The organism is Kitasatospora sp. NPDC023118 (assembly GCF_055560875.1).
On record NZ_JBVHHW010000008.1, the window covers coordinates 268,489 to 292,509 of the forward strand.

The following is a 24,021-nucleotide window of genomic DNA, read 5'->3' on the forward strand; positions in this document are numbered from 1 at the left end:
CCTGCACACCGGTTCAGTTCTTCGGCCTGATGTCGCTCAGCGTGCCGCTGATGTTGAGGAGTTCGTGGCACGTGGCTGCCTGCTTGCCCGAGGCCGGGGTGCCCGGTGACTGGCAGGTCACGTTCGCCGTCACTGTCTGGTCCTCGGGGACCTGGATGGGAGTCACCCAGTGGTAGTCCTGGTTGCGGAAGGTCTCCAAGGCGATGGTGGTGATCGTCTGCTTGCCGGCCGTGATGGTCAGCAGTCCTTGGTCGCCTTGGAAGTTGGCGGCCACGATGTCGGTGATGTCGAAGACCTTGCCGTGCGGCACCTGGTAACTGCCCGCCGACGAGGAGCCGTTCGCGGTCTGCACCTCGATCGTGGCGGAGCTCTGCTGTCCGGTGCCCGGCACCGCCAGGCCCGGGCCAGGGTTGTTGCGGCCGCCGGCACCGGCGCTCGACTGCCCGGCTCCCGGCTTGTCCTGGCCGCCGCCGGGGTTCCCGCCGGAGGGGGGCGTCGGTGCGCCGGGGGCGGGTGCGCCGGGGGTCGGGGCCGGGGTGGCGCTCTGCTGGGCGACGGCCTGTTCGGCGGCCTGCTTCGCGGAACTGCGCACCGCCGGGCGGACCAAGGCGAACCAGGCCAGCAGCAGCGCGATCAGCGCGGCCAGGAGTGCGAGCAGCCACTTGGGAAAGATCGGGAGTTGGACGAACTCTCCCTCAAGGAGCGGCTTCTGAATGGGCGTCGGGTTGACGGACGCGGGCTCGGTCTTGTCGCCGGCACCCTTGCCGTCCGCTCCCTTGCCGTCCGCTCCCTTGGCGTCTGCTCCCTTGGCGTCTGGGCCCTTGGCGGCCGCGCTCTCCTCCGGGCCCACCGTGACCTCGAACGGCCAGGAGGCCTGCTTGCCGAACCAGATCAGCTTGCGGGCGCGCGCCTGCAGTCGCATTTCACCGGACTCGCCCGGTTCGAGGCGCAGCCGCTCCGGGGTGGCCCGAAACCGCAGGTCCTCGCCCGCCTGTGCGGGGGTGAGGACCACGGTGGTGGGGGCGTTCCCGAGGTTGCGCACCGACGTGCGGTAGCGTCCGCGCAGCCAGCCTCGACGGCGCCGGGGAGCGAGCGCGGCCTGCAGCTCGTGGAACGGCGTCACGGTGACCGTGGTCTCCGCAACCGTCACCAGCTCGGGGCGCTCGGTCGGCAACACGCGGATGCCGAGCGGGAATTCACCGGCCCGAGCGGCGGGCGAACGCGGCGGGGCCAGGCGTACCGTCACCGTCTCGGACGTCCCCGGAAAGAGGGAGACCCGGGCCGGTTCGACCGTCGTCCACGCGGCGCAGTCGCCGACCACCTCCAGCGAGTACGCCTCAACGATGTCGAGGTCGTTGCGTACCGTCAGCGTCGTGGTGGCCACGCCACCGGGCGCCACCGTCAGTGCGGGCAGGCCGAGTTCGGCGGATGTGGTCATAGCGCGAGGGTAGGACCGGCGGACGGTCCGCGGAGAGGGCCGTGCGGGCAAGGCGTGGGCACACCCCTTGCCCGCACGGACTGACCGACGCTGCCCGGTGCCGTCGCGGAGCACCGTGCGGGGCCGGATGCCCGCAGCCCCCAGGCCCACGGCCTGCCCGCTTCCCCGGCGGCGCAGACCCACGGCCGGCACCGCCCCGCGGCGCCGACCGTCACCGCTGAAGGCCGAATGGAGAATGGAGAGTTCGATGACGTCGACCGATGCAACCTGTGAGGGGACCGTCACCACCCGGCGGATCCCGGCGACACCGCGGTCCGGCAGTGCCGGGACGATCGGCGGTGCCCGGCCGTTAGCGCCGACCGTCCCCGCCCAAGTGCGCGGCAAGGCGGCCCAGATACGCGTGGCGGTGTACGCGGAGGACCTCATCCTGCAGACCGGTGTGGTCCAACAGCTGCGCCAGCGGCCCGAGGTGGAGCTGCTGAGCGAGAGCGAGGCGGGGAGGGCGGAGGTCTCCCTGCTGGTGGTCGACGCCCTGACCGAGGCGGTGACCGAGCACCTGCGCCGGCTGCGGCTCGCCACGTCGGGCCGAATAGGCCTGGTGGTGGGCCACTTCGAGGCCGGCGGGCTGCAGACGATCGTCGAGTGCGGGGTCGCCGCCGTGCTGCGCCGCTCGGACGCGGACCAGGACCGGCTGGTGCACCTCATCACCGCTCTGGCCAACGGTGAGGGCGTGATGCCCGGGGACCTGCTCGGCGAACTGCTCGACCGGATCGGGATGCTCCAGCGCACGATGCTCGACGGACGGGGCCTGACCCTGTCCACCCTGACGGCCCGGGAGGCGGAGATGCTCCGGCTGGTCGCCGAGGGTTTCGACACGAGTGAGATCGCGGCCAAGACCTCCTACTCCGAACGCACCGTCAAGAACGTGCTGCACGAGATCATCACGCGGCTGGGGCTGCGCAACCGGGCGCACGCGGTGGGGTACGCCATGCGGCGGGGCCTGATCTGAGGGTCACGGGTCTGGGGGTTACGGCCGAGGGGCCACAGGTCTGAAGATTACGGTCCCCAGGCCGCGACCGGCCGAGACCCGCCCACGACCGTGGGCGACCGCCCACGACCGCGGCGGCCTGCCCTTTGGGGACACAGGTTGTTTCCCCCGGCTCGGGCACCCGGGCTCTGTTCCCGGGCGCCCGAGCCGGTGAGACTTCCGGGAGACCGCCCCTGCCATCCTGTGAGGTCGAGCGTGATCGGCGCCCCCGGCACTCCCCGCTCCACCCGGCGGCCGGCCCGAGCCGCCGTCGCGATCCTGCTCGCGCTGGCGGCCGCCGTGCTGACCCTGGGTTCCGCCGCACCCGAAGGGCAGGGCCGGCCCACGTCGCAGGCCGCGGCCGACGACCCGGCCGGCGGACGGATCGTCTACGCCGGCACGAACCACCGCGGCCTCGGCCGGGTGACCGGCGGGGCGTCCAGCACCCCGCTGTTCGGGCCCGGCCCGATCCACTTCGACCAGGAGCCGTCGGCCCGCGGCGACGAACTGGTGTTCACCAGCCTGCGGGACGGCACCCTGCCCCAGGTGTACCTGCGCGACGCGGCCGGAGCGGTGCACAAGCTCACCACCGGCATGGACACCGCCCATCCCGCGCTGGCCCCGGACGGCAAGGGGGTCGTCTTCGAGGCGTTGGAGGCCGCCAAGGCCGGCGGCACGCCCCAGCACGTCCTGTGGGTGGTCAACCGGGACGGCAGCGGGCTGCGCCGGCTGACCGACGGCTCGGCCGACGAGATGCATCCGACGGTCTCGCCCGACGGTAAGTGGGTCGCGTACGCCTGCAACGGCGACCGGGGAAGATTCCAGATCTACCTGCGGCCGTTCACCGGCGGCGCGCCGGTCAGGGTCACCGACGTGGCCACCGGCGACGCCCTCGACCCGACCTGGAACCCGCTGAACGACGACCAGCACCGCAACCAGATCGTCTACACCTGGGACCAGGGCGACCAGGGCCGGACCCTGATGCTCACCTCGCCCACCGGCGGCGACAAGGCGTTCTTCCCCGGCACCGGCTCCACCTGGCGGACGGGCTCCGCCTCCTGGCTGGCCGACGGCAGCGGGGTGCTCTTCCTGAGCACCGACCGGCTCAAGTCCGCGATCCCGATCGAGCCGCCGGTGGTGAACCTCTACCGCGCGCCGACCTGCGACTGCACCGATCCCCAACTGCTCTACAGCACCGACCGGTTGATCTCGACGCCGACCTGGCTGGGTACCCAGGCCCAGGGCGGGCCGGTGGTGGAGCAGACCAGCGCCTCCACCGCCGACGTCGCCGACCTCCAGGACGTCCGCCCCGACGGGGCCGACCCGCGCGACCTGGGCGTCAGCGTGCTCAAGGAGGACCCGGCCGCCGACGTCAACACCGATCCCGACCCGGCGGTCGACCCGCTCTTCCACCCCAGGCCCGGGTACGACCCGTGGTACGAGCGGCAGGCCTACACACCCGACGGCCGGCAGATCGTGGTGACCCGCTACGAGGACTCGCCCGCCGGGCGGATCCAACGGATCTGGCTGACCGACGCCGACGGCTCCAGCCCGCGCCCGATGAACCTGGCCGGACGCGGCCCGCTCGACCGGGACACCGACCCCTCCTTCTCGCCGGACGGCAAGTTGATCGCGTTCAGCCGGAGCTCCCCGGGCAGCGACGGGGAGCCGGCGCGTCCAGGGCGGATCGTGATTGCCCAGGCGTCCACGGGGGCGATCGTCGGAACCGTCCAGCCGCCGGCCGGCGAGCCGGGGGCCTCCGACGGCGAGCCATTCTGGTCCCCCGACGGCAAGCTGATCGCCTTCTCCAGGACCGAGGTGATCAACGGCAACGCCGGCAACATGCACGTCTGGACCGTGCCCGCCGACGACCTCACCCGGCAGAGCGACCTGAGCCGGGCCATCTGCCCGGGCACCTGCAACGTCATCGACGACAGTCCCGTGTTCTCGCCCGACGGCCGACGCATCGCCTTCAACCGCAAGGCCGGTGACGGCGGGAACAACCGGCAGGACGGGGTGCTGGTCACCTCGCCCACCGGCGGCGACTGCACGGTGATCCTGCCCACCGGGTTCGAACACGACAAGGGCGCCTGCTCCCGGCCGCTGCCCGACACCTCCGACATCGGCCCGTTCCAGCCCCGCGACGTCGCCTGGACGGCGAACGGCGCGCAGCTGGTGCTCAGCTCCCGTCGGGCCCTGCCACCGAACTCGCCGGAGGGGCTGGCGGTCTACGACTTCGCGGCCTACACGCTCACCCCGCTCGACCGGCGGCTGCCGGGACGGCAGAAGGAACCGGCCGTCCAGCAGTCCGTCCACCTGGCGCTGAGCGCGCCCGCCCGGACCCCCGCGGTCCCCGTCGAGGGCGGCACCGACGTGACGATCACCGTCACCAACAAGGGCCCCGCGCCCTCGCCCGGCACCGTCCTGACGGCCTCGGTGCCCTCCGGCGCCCGGCTCGGCGGGCTGACCACACCGGTCGGGCAGTGCGACACCGGGGCGCTGCGCTGCGACCTCGGCACTCTGGCGCCGGGCGCGGTGGTCCGGGTGACCGCCCGTCTGATCGGCACCCGGACCGGCCCGCAGACCTTCGGCTGGAGCGTCACCGGGACGGTGGTCGACCCGAACCCCGGGGACGACTGGGCCGAGACGATCCTGCCGGTGCAGGACGCACCGACCCCCTCGCCCACGCCCACCCCGAGCTCCTCGCCGTCCGCCTCGCCGACGCTCACTCCGACCCCCGCGCCGACCCCGACACCGCCCGCCTCACCCACCCCCGCACCGCCCCCGGCACCGGTACCGGCGCCGGCCCCCGCACCGACGCCGCTGGCCGGCCCGGGAGTGTCGGTCGACGCCCAGCCCAACCCGGGCTACGTCGGCGGCCGGGTGACCGTCAGCTACACGGTGCGCAACACCGGTCAGGCCCTCGCGACCGGGCTGCGGCTGACCCTCGGCCTGCCCGCTGGGGTGCCCACCGAGGCGCTGCCCCCGGGCTGCCAGGGCGGAACCTGTGAACTGGCCGACCTGGCCCCGGGCGGCAGCCAGGTGGTCCGGGTGGTGCTGGCACCCGTAGCGGCTATGGAGACCACCGTCACCGCGGAGCTGACGACCACCGGCACCGACGCCGCCCCGGGACCGCACCGGGCGAGCACCCCGCTGCGCATCCTGCAGCCCCGGATCGTCGCCGTGCCGCCGATCGGCAAGCCCGGCTTCGTGACCTCCGTACGCGGCGTGGACTTCCCGCCCGGCGCGCCGGTGCGCTTCACCTGGCAGCCCGGCATCACCGCCGCGGCGGCGCCCACCTACCCGCGCGCCGACGGGACCTTCGCGGGCCAGTTGCTCATCCTCCCCAAGGATGAGACGGGCCCGCGGACCATCACCGCCGACGGCCCCGGGTTCTCCCCGGTGACGACGCCCTTCCTCGTGGTGGAAGGCAGCATCGGCCCGCCGGGGGAGGTGGAGCGACGGTGATCCACGAGGTCGACGAGGCGTTGCGGCTGCTGCTCGCCGAGGCCGGTCTGCCCGAGCGCGGGGTCGAGGTGGTCTTCGACGCGCCCACCCGGGACCTGGCGGCCCGGCGCACCGCGCCGACGGTCAGCGTCTTCCTCTACGGGATCCGCGAGGAGACGGGCCGTCGGCAGACCGGCGCGGTCGCCGAGTACGACGAGGACGGCGTGGTGGTCGCCCACCGCGCCGCGCCCCGCTGGTTCGAGCTGGCGTACCTGGTCACCGTCTGGACCAACCGGCCGCAGGACGAACACCGGCTGCTGGCCGAGGTGTTGCAGTGTCTGACCGCCGTGGACGCGCTGCCCGCCCGGGTGCTCACCGGGACGCTCGCCGAGCTCGGACTGACCGTCGGGCTCGACATCGCGGGGCGCGAGACGGGCCTGCCGTCGGTGTCCGACGTCTGGTCCGCGCTCGGCGGGGAGCTGCGGCCCTCGATCGACCTCAGGGTGCTCGCCCCGCTGCCGGGCGGGCGCACCCCGGTGGGACCGCCGGTCACCGAGGGGCTGGTGGTCCGCGCCGAGGACACCACCCGGGAGGGCACGGCAGCCGCCGACGGCCCGGGCCGCCGACTGCGTTACCACGGCGGAGCGGATCCCGGACCGGACGGCTTCGCCGCGCCCCGGGACCGCCGGCTGCCACCAGGCCGCCGGCCGCGGGGTGGGGCGCGATGAACCTGGACCTCAGACCAGCCGCGTCGGCGACCTCCGCCGGGTCGGCCCCGGCCGGCACCGACCACCTCTGGGAACGGCTGCAGCGGGTCGAGCAACGGGTCCGGGCCGCGGTGCGCGAGCGCCGGGCCGACGACCCGGACCCGGACGACCCGTACCGCGGCCAGTACCTCGGCCCGGAGGCGGTGGAGCGGATCCTGGCGGCCCCCGGCGCGGCGGGCCGACCCGGCACGGCCCCGGACGGCACCAGCGACCACAGCGCCGCCGCGGACGCGCCCGCGCCGCCGCCCGGCTCGCTGCTCGCGAGGCTCAGCGCCGCCTTCGGGCTGCTCCCGGTGGACCTCGACCTCCTGCTGGTGGCCCTCGCCCCCGACCTCGACTCCCGCTTCGAACAGCTCTACGGCTACCTCAACGACGACCTGACCCGACGCCGGGCGACCGTCGGCCTGGCCCTCGAACTGTGCGGACTGCCGGGTGCGGGCGCCGGCCGCTTCCGGTTCTCCACCCGGGCGCCGCTGATCGCCGGCGGCCTCCTGGAGATCTCCGAGCCGGAGCGCCCGCTGCTCACCCGCACCCTGCGCGTGCCGGACCGGGTGACGGCCCATCTGCTCGGCGACGACGAGCCGGACGGCACGCTCGCCGGGCTGGCCCACCGTGCCGTCCCCGGGGACGCGCCCGTCGCCGGAGCCGGAGCCGGAGCCGGAGCCGGAGCCGAGTTCGCCGAGCCCGCCGAGCCCGCCGAGCGGCTGCGCGCGGCCGCGGCGGACGGCGGACTCGTGTACCTGCTGGACCGGGGCGGACACGCCGGCCCGCTCGCGGTGGCCGCCCTCGCGGTCGACGGCCGGCCGCCCCTGGTGGTCGACGCCGCCGCGCTGGCCGCCCGCCCGCCGGGAGGCGTCGTACGGGTGCTCGCCCGCGAGGCGCGGTTGGGCGGGGGCGGTGTGGTGCTCGGGCCGCTGGACCGGCTCGAACCCGAACGGCCCGAGCGGGCCGGACTGCTGCGCGAGCTGTGCGCGGAACTCGCCGGCGTCCCGTTGATCGTGCACGGCCCGCAGGTGTGGGACCCGGCCTGGACGCGGGAGAGCCCCGTGACGGTCACCGTCCCGCCGCCGGACGCGCGCGGTCGGGCCGAGCAGTGGGCCCGCGCCCTGGCCGTCGGCGGGACGCCACTGAGCGAGGAGCTGACGCAGGGGCTGGCCGAGACGGTGGCCGCCTACCGGGTGGACCGGGAGAAGCTGGAGCGGGCCGCGTCGGTGGCGGCCCGGACGGCGGCCGCCGAGCGGCGTCCGGTGCGCGCCGCGGACCTGCGGGCCGCCGTGCGGGCGCAGAACGCCGCGGGCCTGGCCCGCCTCGCCCGCCGGATCGAGCCCGCGGTCGGCTGGGCCGACCTGGTGCTGCCCGATCCCACCGCGGCCCGGCTGCGCGAACTCGTGCTGCGGGCCCGGCACCGGGACCAGGTGCTCGGGCAGTGGCGGATGCGGCCGGGCGGCGGCCGGGGGAACGGGGTGATCGCCCTGTTCGCGGGGGATTCGGGCACCGGAAAGACGATGTCGGCCGAGGTGGTCGCCGCGGAGCTCGGCATGGAGCTGTACGTCGTCGACCTGTCCACCGTGGTGGACAAGTACATCGGCGAGACGGAGAAGAACCTGGAACGCGTCTTCACCGAGGCCGCGCAGGTGAACGGCGTCCTGCTGTTCGACGAGGCGGACGCGCTGTTCGGGAAGCGCTCGCAGGTCAAGGACGCCCACGACCGCCACGCCAACGTGGAGACGGCCTACCTGCTCCAGCGGATGGAGTCGTTCGACGGGATCGCGGTGCTGACGTCCAACCTGCGCGCCAACCTCGACGAGGCGTTCACCCGGCGGCTGGACGTCATCGCCGAGTTCCCGCTGCCGGACGAGGCGCAGCGGCGCGTGCTGTGGGACCGCTGCCTGGGGCCGCGGCTGCCCCGCGGCGACGACCTCGACCTGGACTTCTGCGCCCGGCACTTCGAGCTCGCCGGCGGCTCCATCAGGGCCTGTGCCGTCTCCGCGGCCTACCTGGCGGCCGGAACGGGCGCCCCACTGGGCATGGCGCAGCTGGTGGCCGCGGTGGTCGGCGAGTACCGCAAGCTCGGCCGGCTGGTGCTGGAGAGCGAGTTCGGGCCGTGGCTGGGCGTCCTCGGGGACACCGGGCACGCCTGAGCACGGCGGGACACGCGCGGCGGCGGGGCCGCCTGATACCGCCCGGGGACGCCCGGTGCGGCAGCGCCGCCGGAGCCGCCGGGGCCGCCTGGGAGTACCCGCCGCGCTGCCCGCCGGGGGCAGTTGTTCCTGCCCCCGGTCCGGGACCTCGGGACATGTCCCCGGACGGCGCCCGGGCAGCAGACTCGGGGGCGAATGAGGCGAATGACCGGCCACCCGAAGGAGCGCGAATGCCGTCGTACCTCACCCCGGGCGTGTACGTGGAGGAGGTCCAGTCCGGTGCCCGGCCGATCGAGGGCGTCGGCACGGCCGTCGCCGCCTTCGTCGGCTTCGCCGAGACCGGTCCCTTCCACGAGCCCACGCTGGTGACCAACTGGGACCAGTACGTCCAGCGGTTCGGCGGCTTCACCGAGGGCACCTACCTGGCGCACTCGGTGTACGGCTTCTTCGCCAACGGCGGCGGCTCCGCCTACGTCGTGCGGGTCGGCGACCCGGCCCGGCAGGCGTCCGGCGCCGCGCCCGCCGCCAGCGCGCCCCCGCCGGTCGCGATCGCGGGCTTCCTCTTCTCGGCCCTGCCCGGCGTCGGCGAGGTCTCCGTCGAGATCGCCGACGTGGAGGGGGAGAACGTCCCCGAGGACCGGTTCCGACTGCTGGTCCGCCGGGGCGCCGAGGTCGTCGAGACGTACGACGTCTCGACCCGCCGGAACACCAAGGGCTACGTCGTCACCCAGCTGCGCGAGTCGAAGCTCGTCGCGGTCACCGAGCAGCCCGGCACCGCGCCGAGCCGCCCCGAGCGCGTGACCCACGCCCTCGCCGCCGCCCCCGCGCCCGCACCCGGGCCGGTCACGGCCCCCGCCACCCGGCTGGACCCCGCCGAGTACGTCGGCGACGCCGCGGCCCGGACCGGCTTCTCGGGCCTGGAGTCGATCGACGAGATCACCATGGTCGCGGTGCCCGACCTGATGAGCGCCTACCAGCGCGGCGACCTCGACGACGAGGGCCTGCGGACCGTGCAGCTGGCGGTGATGTCGCACTGCGAGCAGATGGGCGACCGGATCGCCGTGCTGGACCCGCCGCCCGGCCTGAACGCCCAGCGGATGCGCACCTGGCGCAACGAGGAGGCGGGCTTCGACTCCCGCTACGCCGCGCTCTACTACCCGTGGATCAAGGTGTTCGACCCGGCGAGCGGCCGCAACGTGCTGGTCCCGCCGAGCGGCCACGTCGCCGGGGTGTGGGCGCGCAGCGACGCCGAGCGCGGCGTGCACAAGGCGCCGGCCAACGAGGTCATCCGCGGTGCGGTGGACCTGGAGATCCGCCTCAGCAAGGGCGAGCAGGACCTGCTGAACCCGATCGGCGTCAACTGCGTGCGGGCGTTCCCCGGGCGCGGCATCCGGATCTGGGGCGCGCGCACCCTCTCCTCCGACCCGGCCTGGCGCTACCTGAACGTGCGCCGGCTCTTCAACTACCTGGAGGAGTCCATCCTCCTGGGGACCCAGTGGGTGGTCTTCGAGCCCAACGACGACCGGCTGTGGTCCAGCATCCGCCGGAACATCACCGCGTTCCTCACCGAGGAGTGGCGGCGCGGGGCGCTGTTCGGCCAGACCGCGACCGAGGCCTTCTACGTCAAGTGCGACCGCGACAACAACCCGCCGGAGTCCATCGACCTCGGGCAGGTGATCTGCGAGATCGGCGTCGCGCCGGTGAAGCCGGCGGAGTTCGTGGTGTTCCGGCTGTCCCAGTTCTCCGACAGCACGAGCCTCGTCAACGAGTGACCAGCACGGTCGGCACCCGTCGGTCGGCACCCATCGGAAGGTGACAACAAGCCATGGCTGAAGGCGATCCGCTCTCCACACACATATTCGGCGTCCAACTCGGCGGCTACAACGTCGAGTCCGTCAAGGAGATCAGCAACCTGACGGTCGAACAGGACGTCGTCGAGTACAAGCAGGTGACCCAAGAGGGCAAACTGATCGTCCGCAAGCAGCCCGGCGCCCGGCTGCCGGGCGAGGTGACGATCACCCGCGGCCTCGACAAGAGCGGCGCGTTCACGGACTGGATCAAGGAGACCCTCAACAACGGGGCGATCAACACCGCTCGGCAGAACCTCACCATCGAGGTCAAGGACACCACCGGTGCCACCCTGCGGCGCATCCAGCTGATGAACGCCTGGGCCAGCCGCTGGGAGGGTCCCACGCTCAGCGCCGGCGAGTCCAGCGCCGCGACGGAGACCGTGACCATCGTGTTCGAGGAGATCAGCGTAGAGTGAGGCGGAAGATCGGCCTGGAGGAGCTGCTGGAAGGCGCTCCGGCCCCGCAGAACACCGCGCCGCAGCAGCAGGCCCCGGGGCAGGCCGGTCCGGCCGGGCCCCGGGGGCGGGCGCCGCACACCGAGTTCGAGTTCGAGCTGCCGCTCGGGTACGTCGACGACGAGGGCACCGTGCACCGCCACGGCGCGATGCGCCTGGCCACCGCCCGCGACGAGCTGATGCCGCAGATCGACCTGCGGGTCAAGGAGAACCCGGCCTACCTGAGCGTGGTGCTGCTCAGCCACGTGATCACCAGGCTGGGCGACATCACCGACGTGCACGCCGGGATCGTCGAGCGGATGTACGCCACCGACGTGGCGTTCCTCCAGGACCTCTACCAGCGGATCAACAGCGAGGGCCACACGCGCGCCGCGGTGACCTGCCCGCACTGCGACGGCGCCTTCGAGGTCGACCTCGCCGGTGGGCGCCTGGGGGAATCGTGACGTACGCGCCTGCTCGGCTGTACGAGGAGATCGCGTACATCGCCTACCACTTCCACTGGCAGCGGGAGGACATCCTCGACCTGACCCACCGTGAACGCGGGCAGTGGGTGCGCGAGATCGCGCGGCTCAACACCCGTATCAGCGAAGGCGGGTGAGGGGGGTGGGGCTTCGGGACTGGATCGCCCGCCGGAGGGCCGGCGAGACTGCGGGCGCTCCCGGCGAGGCGTCCGGCGGCGCTTCCGCTGCGGCTTCCGGCGGTGCCGGGGCCGTCGGGGCCACCGGTACGGGCGAGGCCGCCCGGCGGAGCCCGGCGGCGGGGGACGGGGGATGGCGCGCGGTACGCCCGCTGACCCCGACCCTGGCCGGGACGGCGCACGGCGTCAGCGACGGCCTGAAGTTCCGGTCCCGGCTCGCCGCGTGGCAGGACCCCTCGCTCAGCGGCCCGCTCGGCCATGCGGTCCTCCCGTCCGCCCCGGCGGGCATCCTGCGGGCGGTGGCGGTGCCGGGATCCCCGTCCGTCTTCACGGGCGGGGACGAGCTCGTACTGCCGGAAGCCGTCGGGGCGGTTGAGACGGTCGGGGCGGTCGGGGCAGGGGAAGCGGGGGAGCCCGGGGAGCCGGACTCGTCGGGTCGGTCGCGGCAGGCGCGACAGGTTCAACGGTCCGTCGGGGCACGGCGGCTCCCCGTGCGGCGGCTTCCCGTGCGGTCGGCGCCCTCCGCGCAGCGCGCCGGCCGCGCCGACCGACCGGTTGGGTCGGACGGTGTCGACGGCGGTGCGCCGACGGTCGCCGCGCCGATGCCCGCCGCGCCGACGCCCGCCGCGCCGACGCCCGATGAATGGACGCCGGCTGCGCCGACGCCCGATGAATGGACGCCGGCTGCGCCGACGCCCGATGAATGGACGCCGGCTGCGTCGACGCCTGCCACGGCTGCCGCGCCGCCGAGCCGGAGCCCGTCGGCGGGCCGGGCCCGTCTGGTGCGGCCGCGCCCGGTCGGCGAGGCCCTGACCGTGGCGCGGCGTCCCCAGCTGCTGCCCGCGCGCCCGGTGACGGTGCTCCGGGCTCCGGGTGGGACGCCGGAATCGGTCGACGCGCCGTCGGGCCGGAGCACGGAGGCGGTGTCGACCGCGTCGGTGACCGAACCGGCCGAGGGCATGCGGCCGTCCGAGAGCGCCGAGGCCGCCGTACGGACGGCGGTCGGTCCGGGCGACACGGCCGCGCCCGTGCGGGCCGGGCAGCCCGACGCGGTGGTGCAGCGCGCGCCCGTGACGAACACTTCCGCGCCCGCCCGTCCGGTCCTCGGCGCGCCCTTGACCGCGCTGCCCGCGAGCGCCTCACCGCTGCCCGTGGCCGGCCCCCGGACGCCTGACGCCGCCTCGGGTGCGCCCGCCATGCCGGTCGTCCCCGCCGCTGCCGGGCCCGCCGGCACCGGGCCGGGCGAACCCGAGCGCGCCGGGCAGCCCGGGACCGGCCACCGCGAAGCCGCCCCTCGCCGGCGCACCCGTACGGCCGCCGGTGCGAGTGGGCCCGACGGCGCCCGGCAGCCCGGACGCGGGGGCCACGACGCCGCCCCTGGCCTGCCGACCCGTGCGGCCGCCGATGCGGGCAGTCCGGCACCGTCCCCGTCCCGCCCCGGAGTTGCGCCGGTCGGCGACGTGCCCGTCCAGCGGACGCCGGCCGGGCCCGGGACTTCCTCGCCCGCACCGTCGTCGCCCGCCCCCGGTCGTGCCGGACAGCTACGGCCCGAGTCGGCCCCCGCCCCAGCCCCCGCTTCCGCTCCCGCCCGTACGCGTGCGGGCCTGGGTGCGCCGCTCGACGCGCTGCCGCCGACGGCGGCCGTGCCGGGTGGCACCGCGCCGCTGCTCGGCGGGCGCGGACCGGTCCGGCGGATCACGGGCCCGGTCGCGAGTGCCGCTCCAGGCAGCCGTACCGAGGGCGCGACGGAGCAGCGCGTGCTCCCCGTCTCCGCGCCCCCGGTCGGCGAAGGGCCGCGCGTTCAGCGAGCCACCGGACGCCCCGGCGACGGCCCCGCGGAGTCGACAGCCCTACCGCGCCGGGCCGATGCGGGCCGTTCGACAGACCGCTCCGGCCCGGTCGGCGGCGGCCGGGGTACGCACGCGAGTACCGAACGCGCCGGGAGCGGACCGGGGGCCGGGAGCGGACCGGCGCCCGGCCGCGCGGCAGTTCCCGCCGCCGTGCCTTCCGCCGTGCCTTCCGCCGTGCCCGCCGCCGTGCCCTCCGGCGCCGGGACCGGCCCGGCGGGTGGCCCCGCCACGCCGTCGCCCGGCACCGGCCCGGAGCGCCGAGCGGGTGGCGCGCCGCGGCCCGCCGTCCCGGCGGCCCGAACCCGTCCTGCCGGATTCCCGGGCCGGGGCAGTGCCCCGGGCCAGGGCGGCGCTCCGCTCGGAGGTTCGAGCGGACCGGTGGTTCCCGTGCGGCCGCTGGCCGGTGGCCCGCACGTGCAGCGGGCTGCGGAACGCACCGGCCCCAGGCGCGGGTTGATCGGCGAGCGCCCGATGCGGTCCGTCCTCGCCGCCCCGGCGACGCCGTCCGTGACCGGCACCGGCAGTCGTACCGGCGGCGGTACCCAGGCTCCCGCCCCGGTCGTGGTGCCGGCCGTCTGGACCCGGTCGCTCGCGCCGGGCACGGGCGCCGAATCGCCCGCCGCCCCGCCGACGGCGTGGTTCGACGCTGGCCGACGGAGCGGGGTCGCGGCTGCTCCACAGCGCTCGCAGACGCGGCAGCCGCCGAGTGCGGGAGAGGGCCGGACCGCCACCGGGCAGCCGCCGTCGAAGGGGACTCCGGTGCGGCTCCGCGCTCAGGGCGCCGCTGAGGCGTCGGGTCGTTCGTCCGGCACCGGTGCTGCGCGCGGGATCGTGGCCGCGCTGCAACGTTCGCGGACACGACGTCCGTCGGAGCAGCGGGCCGACCGGACGGCGGCCGACCGCCCGTCAGCGGAGGGAAGCCCAGTGCAGCCCGGTGCCCCCGTGACCGTGGCGGCGCCGAGCGCGGCCGGCCGGGTGTCACCGGAGGAACGGTGGCCGCAGGGTGGTGTCACCGACGCGGACCGCACGACCCCGCACGGTGTCACCGCGTCCATGCCCACGTCCGTGCCCACGCCTGCACCCGGGTCCGCGGGGCGTCCGAGGCCCGGCGACTCCGGTGCGCCGTCCGCCGTGGCGCGTGCCTCGCGCCCGCCCGTGGTCCGGCCCGCGCCGCTGACGGCCCCGTCGCTCCAGCGGCTTCCGGCCGCGTCCCGGCCCGCGCAGCCGGCCCCGATTCAGCCGCCCACCGGCGCGGCCGTGCCGGGCCCGCAGGTGCCCCCGGCATCCTCGCCCGTCGTGCTGCGCGCCGGAAGCGCCCCTTCCGCACGACCCGCGCCCGCGCTGTCCGGGCCGTCCGCCCCCACGTCGGCGCAGTCCGCGCAGTCCGGACGGTCCGGACGGTCCGCCCCGCCGTCGCCCGGCACGGCGCGGCTGTTGCAGCGGGTGGCCGAGCAGACGGGCCTGATCGGGGTGCCGATGACCGCCGTGCCCGCGCGCGGGCCGATCACGGTGCAGGCCGCCCCGGCGACCGGTTCGCCGTCCCGGGCCGCCTCGCCGCCGACGGGCGCCTCGTCCGCCGCGCAGGCCGTAGGCGGATCGCCCGCCGAGACCGGCGGCAGTGGTCCGGCCGACCTCGACGAGCTGGCCCGGCGTCTGGTCGAACCGGTCGGACGCCTGCTGCGCACCGAACTGCGCCGGGGCAGGGAGCGCGGCGGGAAACCGTACGACCTGCGCCGCTGAGCGCAGGCCCGGCGGAGGGCGGCCGCCAGACAACCGCAGCGAAGTGACCGGTAGCAGGAAGCAAGGAAGCAGGAAGCGGAACCGATGACCGACAACATCTTCGCGAGCAGTGTGTTCTTCAGCCTGACCATCGGCGGCAACGACCTGGGCGAGTTCACCACCTGCTCGGGACTCGGCGCCCAGGTCGAGATCGAGCAGTACGCGGAGGGCGGCAACAACGGCTTCTCCTGGCAGCTGCCGGGCCGCATCACCTGGTCGAACATCACGCTGACCCGCGCGGTCACCGCCGACACCACCAAGATCGCGCGCTGGCTGAGCGAGATCGTCCGGAAGGTCGAGCCGAAGGACGGCGAGATCGTGGCGCTGCGGCCCGACTTGAGCCGGATCGTCGGCTGGCAGGTGCTCGGGATCGTCCCGGTCCGGTGGGAGGGCCCGTCCTTCGACCCGGCCAACTCCCAGGCCGCGGTGGAGACCCTGGAGATCGCCCACGCGGGCCTACGTCCGTCCTGACCGCACCCCAGGCCCCGCCCCCTCTCCCGTCTCACCCAGCCGCCCCGCCCACGTAAGGAACACCGAGGATGTCCCCAGCCGTCCCCGCGAGCGTCACCCGGGCCCAACTGACCATCATGGAGCCCCCGTCCACCGTCGGCGCCCAGCCCGGCGGTGCGATCGCGCGGCTTCCGCTGCAGTTCAACCCGGCGACCCTGGTGCTGCGCAAGTCCACCGAGTGGCGGCGCACGCCGTCCCGGATGGCGGGCCAGTCCGCGCTGCCCGAGTTCGTCGGCAGCGGTCCGCGCTCGCTCTCGCTCGACGTGTTCCTGGACTCGACCGCGACCCACGACAACTCCGTGGAGCGGGCGGTGGAGCAGCTGATGACGGCGTGCGTGCCCACCCCGACCAGCCTGGCCCGCAAGACCCCGGCAAGTCCGTGGATCCGGCTGGACTGGGGCACCCTGAAGACGACCTCGTTCAACGGGGTGCTGACCGGTCTCTCGGTCACCTACACGCTCTTCGACGTGGACGGCAATCCGCTGCGGGCGGTCTGCTCGCTCTCCATCGACGAGGCCAGCGTCGACCCGGCCGGCCAGAACCCGACCTCCGGCTCGCCGGAGGCCCGCAGCACCCACCGGGTGATCGCGGGCGACAGCCTGCCGCTGCTCGCCTGGCGGGCGTACGGGGACGCGACGGCCTGGCGCACCATCGCGGAGGCCAACGACATCGACGACCCGCTGGCCCTGGTCCCCGGCGCGGAGCTGATCGTGCCGGGGATCGACGAACTCACCCGGGGCGGGCGGCGATGACCACTCCCGAGGCCCGGGGCGGCCGGCCGTTCGCCGCGGATCCCGTCGTCGAGGCGCCGGGCCCGCTGCCGCCGGTCTGGGCGGCCCAGCTGGTCTCCTGCGACATCGAGGAGAGCGTCGGCCTGCCCGACACCGCGGTGCTGAGCTTCCGGGACGCGGACCACACCTTCCTCGCCACGACCGGGATCACCATCGGTACCAAGCTGAAGGTGTCGGTGGTCACCGTGCAGGGGCACACCCAGGTGCGGCTGTTCACCGGCGAGGTGACCGCGCTCGAGCTGGAGGTCGACACCACCGGCTCGTACACCGTGGTGCGGGCCTCGGCGCTCACCCACCGGCTGATGCGCGGGCGCCGGGTGAAGGCCTTCCGGAACATGACGACCGCCGACATCGTCCGCGAGGTCGCCGCGGGCGCGGGCCTGGCCTGCGGCCGGGTCGACTCCTTCCCGGTCGTCCACCAGCAGCTGTCCCAGGCGAACGTTCCGGACTGGGAGTTCCTCCAGTTCCTGGCGCAGGAGAGCGGCGCGCAGGTGCGGGTGGACGACGACGGGCAGCTGGAGTTCGTCCGACCGGAGCCCGCGTCCGGCGCACCGGCCCCCTCCACCCCCGCGCCGCAGAGCCCGATGGTGCTGGAGTACGGCCGCAACCTGCTGGAGCTGCGCGGTGTGCTGACCGGCGTGGCCGGCGCGGACACGGTCGAGGCGCGCGGCTGGAACGTCACCACCAAGAGCGCCCTGGTCGCCACCGAACCGGCGGTGACCTCGCTGACCGTACAGCCGGGGATGAGCCCTTCGGAGGTGACCTCCGCCTTCCCCGGCCCGGCCCGGCTGACCGTCGCCGACACCCCGTACCGCACCCAGGCGGAGACGACCGCCGCGGCCCGGTCGCTGGCCGCCTCGGTGGCCGCCGGCTTCGGCGAGCTGGAGGCGGTCGTCGAGGGCAACCCGCGGCTGCGGGCGGGCACCGCAGTCGCCCTCGGGAACGTCGGCGCCGCCTTCTCCGGCCGCTACACCGCCACCGGGGTGCGCCACCTCCTCGAACCGTTCCGCGGCTACCGGACCACCGTGGTGGTCAGCGCGGCACCCGACCGCTCCCTGGCCGGGCTGGTCACCGGCGGCAACGCGCCGCCGCGCGGGCCCCGGATGCCGGGCCTGGCCGTCGCCGTGGTCACCGACGTCCGCGAGCCGGGCGAGGGGCAGCGCGGCTGGGTGAAGCTGAAGTTCCCCTGGCTGGACGACAGTTACGTCTCCGACTGGGTGCGCACCGTGCAGTGGGGCGGCCACGGGGGCGGCGGCGTGGTCAGCCCCGAGGTCAACGACGAGGTGCTGGTCGGGTTCGAGCAGGGCGACCTGGACAGCCCCTACGTGCTGGGCGGGCTCTACAACGGCGTGGACCGGCCCTCGCCGCACGACGTGCCGCTGGTCGACGCGGCCGCCGGCAAGGTCAACCGCCGCTCCGTGGTGTCCCGTTCGGGCCACCGCCTGGAGCTGCTGGACGTGCCGGGCGGGAAGTCCGGCGTCCGCCTGGCCAGCGGGGACGGGAAGTTGGAAGTCAGTCTGGACCAACAGCGCGGGGAGATCGTGCTGACCGTCCACGGCGCCATCGGCGCGGCGGGGAGCACGGTGCGGCTGTCCTCCACCGGCATCACCCTCGACGCGGGCACCGGTGAGGTGGACGTGCGCGGCGGATCGGTGACCGTCCGGGGCACGACGGCGGTCACCGTGGACGGCGGAGCCGAGGCGGTGCTCAAGGGGGCCTTCGTCCGGATCAACTGACGGAACGTCAGAAAGACACGCTGACAGTAGGAGAGTGCCCACGAACCCGAGGGCACCATCGGAATGGAGACCGCACATGCCCCCCGCAGCCCGGACCGGCGACATCACCGATCACGGCGGCGCCCTCACCACCCCGCCGCCGGGCGCCCTCAGGGTGGCGACCGTGCTGATCGGCGGCAGGCCCGCCGCCGTGGTCGGCAGCCTGCACGCCTGCGTCCCGCACGTGGAGATGGGCCCGGCCAACGTCGTCCTGCCCGACCCGGGCGCGATGACCGGGGGAGTGGTCCTGATCGGCGGGCTGCCCGCGGCCCGCATGGGGGACAAGACGGCGTGCGGCGCGAGGATCGAGAGCGGGGCCTTCAACGTGCTGATCGGAGGCGGGGCATGACCGGGAGCAGCTTCATCGGCCGTGGCTGGGGGTTCCCGCTGCGGGTGAACGCCACCGGCGGCATCGGCATGGTGGACCGGGACAGGGAACTCGCGGAGGCCATCCGGCTGATCCTCGGCACCGCCCCCGGCGAGCGGCCGATGCGCCCGGAGTTCGGCTGCGGCATCCACGAGTACGTCTTCGCCCCCGGCGACAGCACCACCGCCGGGCGGATCGCGCGCGAGGTGCGCATCTCGCTGGAACGCTGGGAACCGCGGATCGAGGTCGACGACGTGGTGATCGCCTACGACAGCGTCGACGAGGGCACCCTCTACATCGACGTCCACTACACGGTGCGCGCCACCAACGACCGCCGCAACCTGGTCTTCCCCTTCTACACCATCCCGGAGTCCCCGGCCGCCGCGGACGGGGGTGCGAACTGATGGCACTGCCCTCCCCGAACCTGGACGACCGGCGCTTCCAGCAACTCGTAGACGAGGCCAAGCGGTACGTCCAGCAGCGCGCGCTGGAGTGGACCGACCACAACGTCTCCGACCCGGGCGTCACCCTCATCGAGACCTTCGCCTACCTGGTGGACCAACTGCTCTACCGGCTGAACCGGGTACCGGAGAAGAACTACGCCGCCTTCCTCGACCTCCTGGGCGTCCGGCTCTTCCCGCCCGCCGCGGCCCGGGCCGAGGTCGACTTCTGGCTCTCGGCCCCACAGCCCGAGACCGTCCTGCTGCGGGCCGGCACCGAGGTTTCCACCCTGCGGACCGAGACCGACGACGCCGTGGTCTTCTCCACGGCGGAGGATCTGCCGATCGTGCCCAGCTCGCTGGACCGGCTGGTCACCGTCTCCGCCTCCGGCGAGCAGTCCGACCGCACGGCCCGGCTGGCCGACGGCGCGGACGTGCCGTGCTTCCAGCCGCGCCCGGTGGCCGGCGACGCCATGCTCTTCGCCCTGCCGGCCGTGGTGCCGCGCTGCATCCTGGTCGTCCGGCTGGACAGCCGGGTGGAGGGCGTCGGCGTCGACCCGCGCCAGCCGCCGCTGGCCTGGGAGGTGTGGGACGGCGCGCGCTGGATCGGCTGCGAGACCGGCAGCGACACCACCGGCGGCCTCAACCGGCCCGGTGAGGTGGTGGTGTTCGTGCCCGCCGGACACGCCGCGTCGGTGGTCGCCGGCCGACGGGCCGGCTGGCTGCGCTGCCGGGTCACCGAGCCGCAGCCCGGCCAGCCGTTCTACTCCGAGTCCCCCACCATCCGCCGTGCCGAGGTGTTCACCGTCGGCGGCACCGCGACCGTCGTCCACGCGCAGACCGTCACCGACGCGCCGCTCGGCTCCTCCGAGGGCGTCGCGGGCCAGCGCTTCCGGCTCGCCCGCCCGCCGGTCCTGCTGGACGGCGGTCCGCCGGCGGTGGAGGTCGCGGCCGGCGAGGGGTGGGAACGGTGGACGGTCGTCGAGCACTTCGGCGACTCCTCGCCCGCCGACCGGCACGTGGTGCTCGACGCGACCACCGGCGAGTTCCTCTTCCCGCCCGCGGTGCGGGAACCCGACGGCAGCCTGCGCGCCTTCGGCGCCGTGCCGCCCAAGGGCGCGCGGCTGCGCGTCCCGCACTACCGCACCGGAGGCGGGATCGCGGGCAACGTCGCCCGCGGCACCATCACGGTGCTGCGCAGCTCCGTCCCGTACATCGCCCGGGTGGACAACCGCGAGGCGGCCAGGGGCGGGGTCGACGGCGAGACCGTGGAGAACGCCAAGCTGCGCGCCCCGCACCAGCTGCGGCTGCAGGAACGCGCCGTCACCGCCGGGGACTTCGAGCTGATCGCCCGGCAGGCCGCGCCGTCCGCCGCCCGGATCAGCTGCGTGCCCGCCGGCGGCGGCGAGGCGGGGGCGGTGCGGGTGCTGGTGGTCCCCGACGCGGTCGCGGACGACGGCGACAGGCTGCGGTTCGAGCAACTCATCCCCGACGAACAGGTGTTGGCCGCCGTCGCGACCGCCCTCGACGAGCGGCGGCTGATCGGCACCCGGATCCTCGTGCAGCCCCCCGCCTACCAGGGCGTGACGGTGGTCGCCCGGCTCACCACCCGCGCGGCGGACCCCGACCGGGTCCGCGAGGCGGTGCTCGCCGCGCTGTACCGGTACCTCAACCCGCTGCGCGGCGGCGCCGACGGCAAGGGCTGGCCGTTCGGCCGGGCGGTGCAGTACGGGGAGGTGTTCGCCGTGCTCCAGCGGGTGGCCGCCGTCGCGGGGGTCGAGGAGCTGCGGCTGTTCCCGGCGGACCCGATCACCGGGCGCCGGGGCGCGCCCGCCGAGCGGGTCGAAGTGCCGCCGGACGCCCTGGTCTTCTCGCATCAGCACCAGGTCGTGGTCACGGCGGCGGCCGAGGACGGGCAGTCATGAGCGGGCGGCGCGAGTTCGTCATCGTGAGGTGCGCATGAGTAGGGCCGCCGTCCCGGGACTGCCCAGTCCGCACCCGATCGGCGAGCTGCTCCCCGCGCTCTTCGCCGATGACGACTTCGCCCAGCGGTTCACGGCCGGACTGGACACCGTCCTCGCCCCGGTGTTCGCCACCCTGGACAATCTGCCCGCCTACTTCCAGCCCCGCCTCGCGCCGGCCGACTTCCTCGACTGGCTGGCGTCCTGGGTCGCGGTGGACGTCGACCCGGCGTGGCCGGAGGAGGTGCGCCGCGCGGTGGTCGAGCGCGCGGTGGAACTGCACCGGTGGCGCGGCACCCGGCGCGGCCTCACCGAGCGGCTGCGCCTGGTGCTGGGCGCCGGTGCCGAGATCACGGACGGCGGCGGCGTCTCCTGGTCGACCGTTCCCGGTGCCGCCCCGCCGCTCCCCGCGCTGAGCGGCGAGGTGTTGATCCGGGTCTGGCCCCTGGACGGTCCGGGGCTGGACGAGGGCCAGGTGTTGTCCGTCGTCAGGGCGGGTTGCCCGGTCCACCTGACCTGCCGGGTGGAGATCCTGCCCGGCCCACCCGGGCGAGTGGAGGACTGACGGATGCCGGTGTGCCCCGACTGCGGAACGGCCAACGGGGAGGGGGACGACTTCTGCGGCAACTGTGGTGCGTACCTGGGGTGGTCGCGCGGAGCCGCCGCCACGGCGGCTGCGGCTGCCGGGCCTGCGGCGGCGCCCTCGCCCGTGCCTGCGCCCTCGTCCGCGTCCTCGCCTGGACCCTCGTCCGTGCCTGCGCCCGCTGAGCGTGTTGCACCGGCTGTGCCTGCCGAGCCAGCTGTGCCCGAGACCGCGCGAACCGAGCCCACTTGGCGAGCGGTGTCGCGACGGGTGACGCGCACCAGGAGGGAACAGCCGCCCGCCCCTGCGGCCGAGACACCGGCCCCGCCCGCCGAGGAGCCAGCGGTCCCGTCGGCGGCCGAGCCCCCGCGCTCGACCTCCATCCGCGTGCGGCCGGTTCCGGCTCCCGAACCGACCCCGGCCCCGACCTCTGCCCGGGAACCGGCTTCGGCGCCGGCTCCCGAAGCGGCTCCGGCCCCCGAACCGCAAACCGATCCGGTGGCCGTGCAGCCCGCCAAGCCCGTCGCACCACGCCCCGTCGTGCGGGCGTCCGCGGCCGACGAGGCCCAGGACGGTCCGCCCTGCCCCCGGTGCGGCACGCCCAACCTGCCCGAGCGGCGCTTCTGCCGCCGTTGCGCGGCACCGCTGACCGACAGCGCGGCCCCGCCGAAGCTGCCGTGGTGGCGTACCCGCTGGCCGTTCCGACGCCGGGTGCGGATGGGAGGTTCGGGCAACGCGCTGCGCCGCACCATCGCGCTGCTCGTGCTGGTCGCGGTGGTGGTCGGTGGGATCCTGCTCTACCCGGTCGGCAAGGACGTCTTCCAGGACGTGCTGGACAAGCTCCGCAGCACCGCGCCGATCACCCCGGCCCAGGCCTCGGCGAGCGCCTCGGTCGAGGGCCACCCCGTGACCGCGGCCGACGACGGCCTCACCAACACCTACTGGGGGGCGCCCGCGGTCGGGGACTCCATCACCTTCGGCTTCCGCACCCCGTTCCGGCTGGTGGACCTGATCGTCCACACCGGCGACTCCGCGGACCCGCAGCGCTACCAGCAGCAGGCCCGTCCCGTCGTCCTGTCCTTGGAGGTCACGGCCTCGGACGGGGAGGTGCACCGGCAACAGATCACGCTCAACGACCAGCCGGGCCCGCAGACCGTGGCGACCGGGATCAGCGACGTCGTCCAGGTGAAGCTCACCGTCCGCGAGGCCGCCGGAACCGGTCCCGGCCGCGCCATCGCCCTGGCCGAGGTGGAGTTCTTCAAACGTACCTGATGGTCATGATCCCTCGGCTACGCGGTCCGCCGTCCGAGCGGCCTGCGAGCACCGCTGCACCTGGCCCGGGGCGGTGCGCTCCGCACGCCGGCGGTCCGGGAGCTCCGCACCTTCGTGGACGACACCCGACTCGACGCTCCCGGCCTGCCTCTGGCGGTGCACACCCCAGGGCACACGCACGACAGCGCCAGTTACCTTCTCCCTGAGGCCTCCCTCGCCTTCACCGGCGACGCGCTGGTCACCAACGACGCGGTCGCCGACCACGTCGGGCCCTGCGTCATCTGCCGGGCCTTCACCCAGGACAGCAGGTTGGCGCGGGCCTCCCTGGAGAAGGTTGCCGAATACGAGATCGACACCGTTCTGCCGGGCCACGTGAACCATGGCGGGACGGCCTGGCGGAGGCCGCACGGCTGGCGGTGGCTGGCGGCATTCGATAGCGGCAGGAGAGGGCAGGGCGCCGCGGCACTGTGGTCCGGGCTGGGCATTTGTCTCGGGCGCCGAGTAGGGGTACTGTCTCCCAGTCGCTCGACTGGGAGCACCGGACACGCAACTGCGCGGACGGTCCCGGGGTGGCCAATCCTCTGAACCATCACTTCCCGGTCCTCGCCGGTCGTTTCGCGTTGTCGCGTTGCGGTCAGGTGTTGATTCGGCGTGCGCGTTTTATCGGATTGCGGTCGATTCGCTTTTCGGAGCGGGGATCGGCTAGAGTTTGAAACGTCGGACGGGGCGTCAAACCCCGGAAGACGCCGGCGATTTGGATGAACGAAGCCCCGGAAACGGAGCGGAAAACGTCTGATAAGCTGGAAACACGAAAGAACGAAGCGCCCGGAGGGCCTGCTGGAAGGCGGTCCGAAGGAAGCGTCCGTTCCTTGAGAACTCAACAGCGTGCCAAAAGTCAACGCCAGATATGTTGACATCCCCGGCCTCGATC

20 protein-coding genes are annotated in these 24,021 nt (G+C 74.7%); 18 read left to right on the top strand and 2 right to left on the bottom strand.

What is annotated here, in order from left to right:
* Positions 1-13: 13 nt before the first annotated feature.
* Positions 14-1,438, bottom strand: coding sequence for a COG1470 family protein (locus ACZ3UD_RS13340; protein ID WP_465585830.1), 1,425 nt, complete (start codon positions 1,436-1,438; stop codon positions 14-16).
* A 247-nt stretch (positions 1,439-1,685) separates the two neighbouring features.
* Between ACZ3UD_RS13340 and ACZ3UD_RS13345 the strand changes: the two genes are divergently transcribed.
* The 8 genes from ACZ3UD_RS13345 (at position 1,686) to ACZ3UD_RS13380 (ending at position 11,723) form a co-directional block, all read left to right on the top strand.
* Positions 1,686-2,447 carry a helix-turn-helix transcriptional regulator gene (locus tag ACZ3UD_RS13345; protein ID WP_465585831.1) on the top strand — a complete coding sequence of 254 codons (762 nt, stop codon included), beginning with the start codon at positions 1,686-1,688 and terminating at the stop codon, positions 2,445-2,447.
* Between the two features lie 234 nt (positions 2,448-2,681).
* Entirely contained in the window at positions 2,682-5,933 is a 3,252-nt protein-coding gene (locus ACZ3UD_RS13350; RefSeq protein ID WP_465585832.1) for a hypothetical protein, read from the top strand.
* A complete protein-coding gene (locus ACZ3UD_RS13355; RefSeq protein ID WP_465585833.1) occupies positions 5,930-6,640 on the top strand; it encodes a Pvc16 family protein in 711 nt (236 codons plus the stop codon). Before ACZ3UD_RS13350 ends, ACZ3UD_RS13355 begins: the two co-directional genes overlap by 4 nt.
* Positions 6,637-8,820: an ATP-binding protein gene (locus tag ACZ3UD_RS13360; protein WP_465585834.1), complete on the top strand. Its 2,184-nt coding sequence runs from the start codon at positions 6,637-6,639 to the stop codon at positions 8,818-8,820. Before ACZ3UD_RS13355 ends, ACZ3UD_RS13360 begins: the two co-directional genes overlap by 4 nt.
* A 230-nt stretch (positions 8,821-9,050) precedes the next feature.
* Positions 9,051-10,592 carry a phage tail sheath family protein gene (locus ACZ3UD_RS13365; protein ID WP_465585836.1) on the top strand — a complete coding sequence of 514 codons (1,542 nt, stop codon included), beginning with the start codon at positions 9,051-9,053 and terminating at the stop codon, positions 10,590-10,592.
* A gap of 53 nt (positions 10,593-10,645) precedes the next feature.
* Positions 10,646-11,086, top strand: a complete 441-nt coding sequence (locus ACZ3UD_RS13370; RefSeq protein ID WP_380615265.1) for a phage tail protein — start codon at positions 10,646-10,648, stop codon at positions 11,084-11,086.
* Positions 11,083-11,568, top strand: a complete 486-nt coding sequence (locus ACZ3UD_RS13375) for a hypothetical protein (RefSeq protein WP_380615264.1) — start codon at positions 11,083-11,085, stop codon at positions 11,566-11,568. Before ACZ3UD_RS13370 ends, ACZ3UD_RS13375 begins: the two co-directional genes overlap by 4 nt.
* Positions 11,565-11,723 carry a DUF6760 family protein gene (locus tag ACZ3UD_RS13380; RefSeq protein ID WP_181970396.1) on the top strand — a complete coding sequence of 53 codons (159 nt, stop codon included), beginning with the start codon at positions 11,565-11,567 and terminating at the stop codon, positions 11,721-11,723. Before ACZ3UD_RS13375 ends, ACZ3UD_RS13380 begins: the two co-directional genes overlap by 4 nt.
* 499 nt (positions 11,724-12,222) lie before the next feature.
* On the opposite strand, the gene ACZ3UD_RS13385 is transcribed toward ACZ3UD_RS13380, so the two are convergent.
* A complete protein-coding gene (locus tag ACZ3UD_RS13385; protein ID WP_465585837.1) occupies positions 12,223-12,960 on the bottom strand; it encodes a hypothetical protein in 738 nt (245 codons plus the stop codon).
* Between the two features lie 2,095 nt (positions 12,961-15,055).
* Between ACZ3UD_RS13385 and ACZ3UD_RS13390 the strand changes: the two genes are divergently transcribed.
* From ACZ3UD_RS13390 to ACZ3UD_RS13435, 10 genes are all read left to right on the top strand, one after another.
* The gene (locus tag ACZ3UD_RS13390; protein WP_465585839.1) at positions 15,056-15,352 is read left to right on the top strand and encodes a hypothetical protein; all 297 of its coding nucleotides are present in this window, start codon (positions 15,056-15,058) and stop codon (positions 15,350-15,352) included.
* A gap of 84 nt (positions 15,353-15,436) precedes the next feature.
* Positions 15,437-15,862, top strand: coding sequence for a phage tail protein (locus tag ACZ3UD_RS13395; RefSeq protein WP_380615261.1), 426 nt, complete (start codon positions 15,437-15,439; stop codon positions 15,860-15,862).
* 68 nt (positions 15,863-15,930) lie between these two features.
* Positions 15,931-16,653, top strand: a complete 723-nt coding sequence (locus ACZ3UD_RS13400; protein WP_380615260.1) for a CIS tube protein — start codon at positions 15,931-15,933, stop codon at positions 16,651-16,653.
* The gene (locus tag ACZ3UD_RS13405) at positions 16,650-18,428 is read left to right on the top strand and encodes a VgrG-related protein (protein WP_465585842.1); all 1,779 of its coding nucleotides are present in this window, start codon (positions 16,650-16,652) and stop codon (positions 18,426-18,428) included. The genes ACZ3UD_RS13400 and ACZ3UD_RS13405 overlap by 4 nt, the downstream gene beginning before the upstream one ends.
* Positions 18,429-18,504: 76 nt before the next feature.
* On the top strand, positions 18,505-18,816 hold the full coding sequence (locus ACZ3UD_RS13410) for a PAAR domain-containing protein (RefSeq protein WP_393038518.1): 312 nt from the start codon (positions 18,505-18,507) through the stop codon (positions 18,814-18,816).
* Positions 18,813-19,238 (top strand): GPW/gp25 family protein, encoded by a 426-nt coding sequence (locus ACZ3UD_RS13415; protein ID WP_465585844.1) that lies wholly within the window; start codon positions 18,813-18,815, stop codon positions 19,236-19,238. The genes ACZ3UD_RS13410 and ACZ3UD_RS13415 overlap by 4 nt, the downstream gene beginning before the upstream one ends.
* Positions 19,238-21,199: a putative baseplate assembly protein gene (locus ACZ3UD_RS13420; RefSeq protein WP_465585846.1), complete on the top strand. Its 1,962-nt coding sequence runs from the start codon at positions 19,238-19,240 to the stop codon at positions 21,197-21,199. The genes ACZ3UD_RS13415 and ACZ3UD_RS13420 overlap by 1 nt, the downstream gene beginning before the upstream one ends.
* Positions 21,200-21,233: 34 nt before the next feature.
* Positions 21,234-21,800 carry a phage tail protein I gene (locus ACZ3UD_RS13425; RefSeq protein ID WP_465585848.1) on the top strand — a complete coding sequence of 189 codons (567 nt, stop codon included), beginning with the start codon at positions 21,234-21,236 and terminating at the stop codon, positions 21,798-21,800.
* A gap of 516 nt (positions 21,801-22,316) precedes the next feature.
* Positions 22,317-23,090 carry an NADase-type glycan-binding domain-containing protein gene (locus ACZ3UD_RS13430; RefSeq protein WP_465585850.1) on the top strand — a complete coding sequence of 258 codons (774 nt, stop codon included), beginning with the start codon at positions 22,317-22,319 and terminating at the stop codon, positions 23,088-23,090.
* A 60-nt stretch (positions 23,091-23,150) separates the two neighbouring features.
* Entirely contained in the window at positions 23,151-23,675 is a 525-nt protein-coding gene (locus ACZ3UD_RS13435; protein WP_465585872.1) for an MBL fold metallo-hydrolase, read from the top strand.
* Positions 23,676-24,021 lie beyond the last annotated feature (346 nt).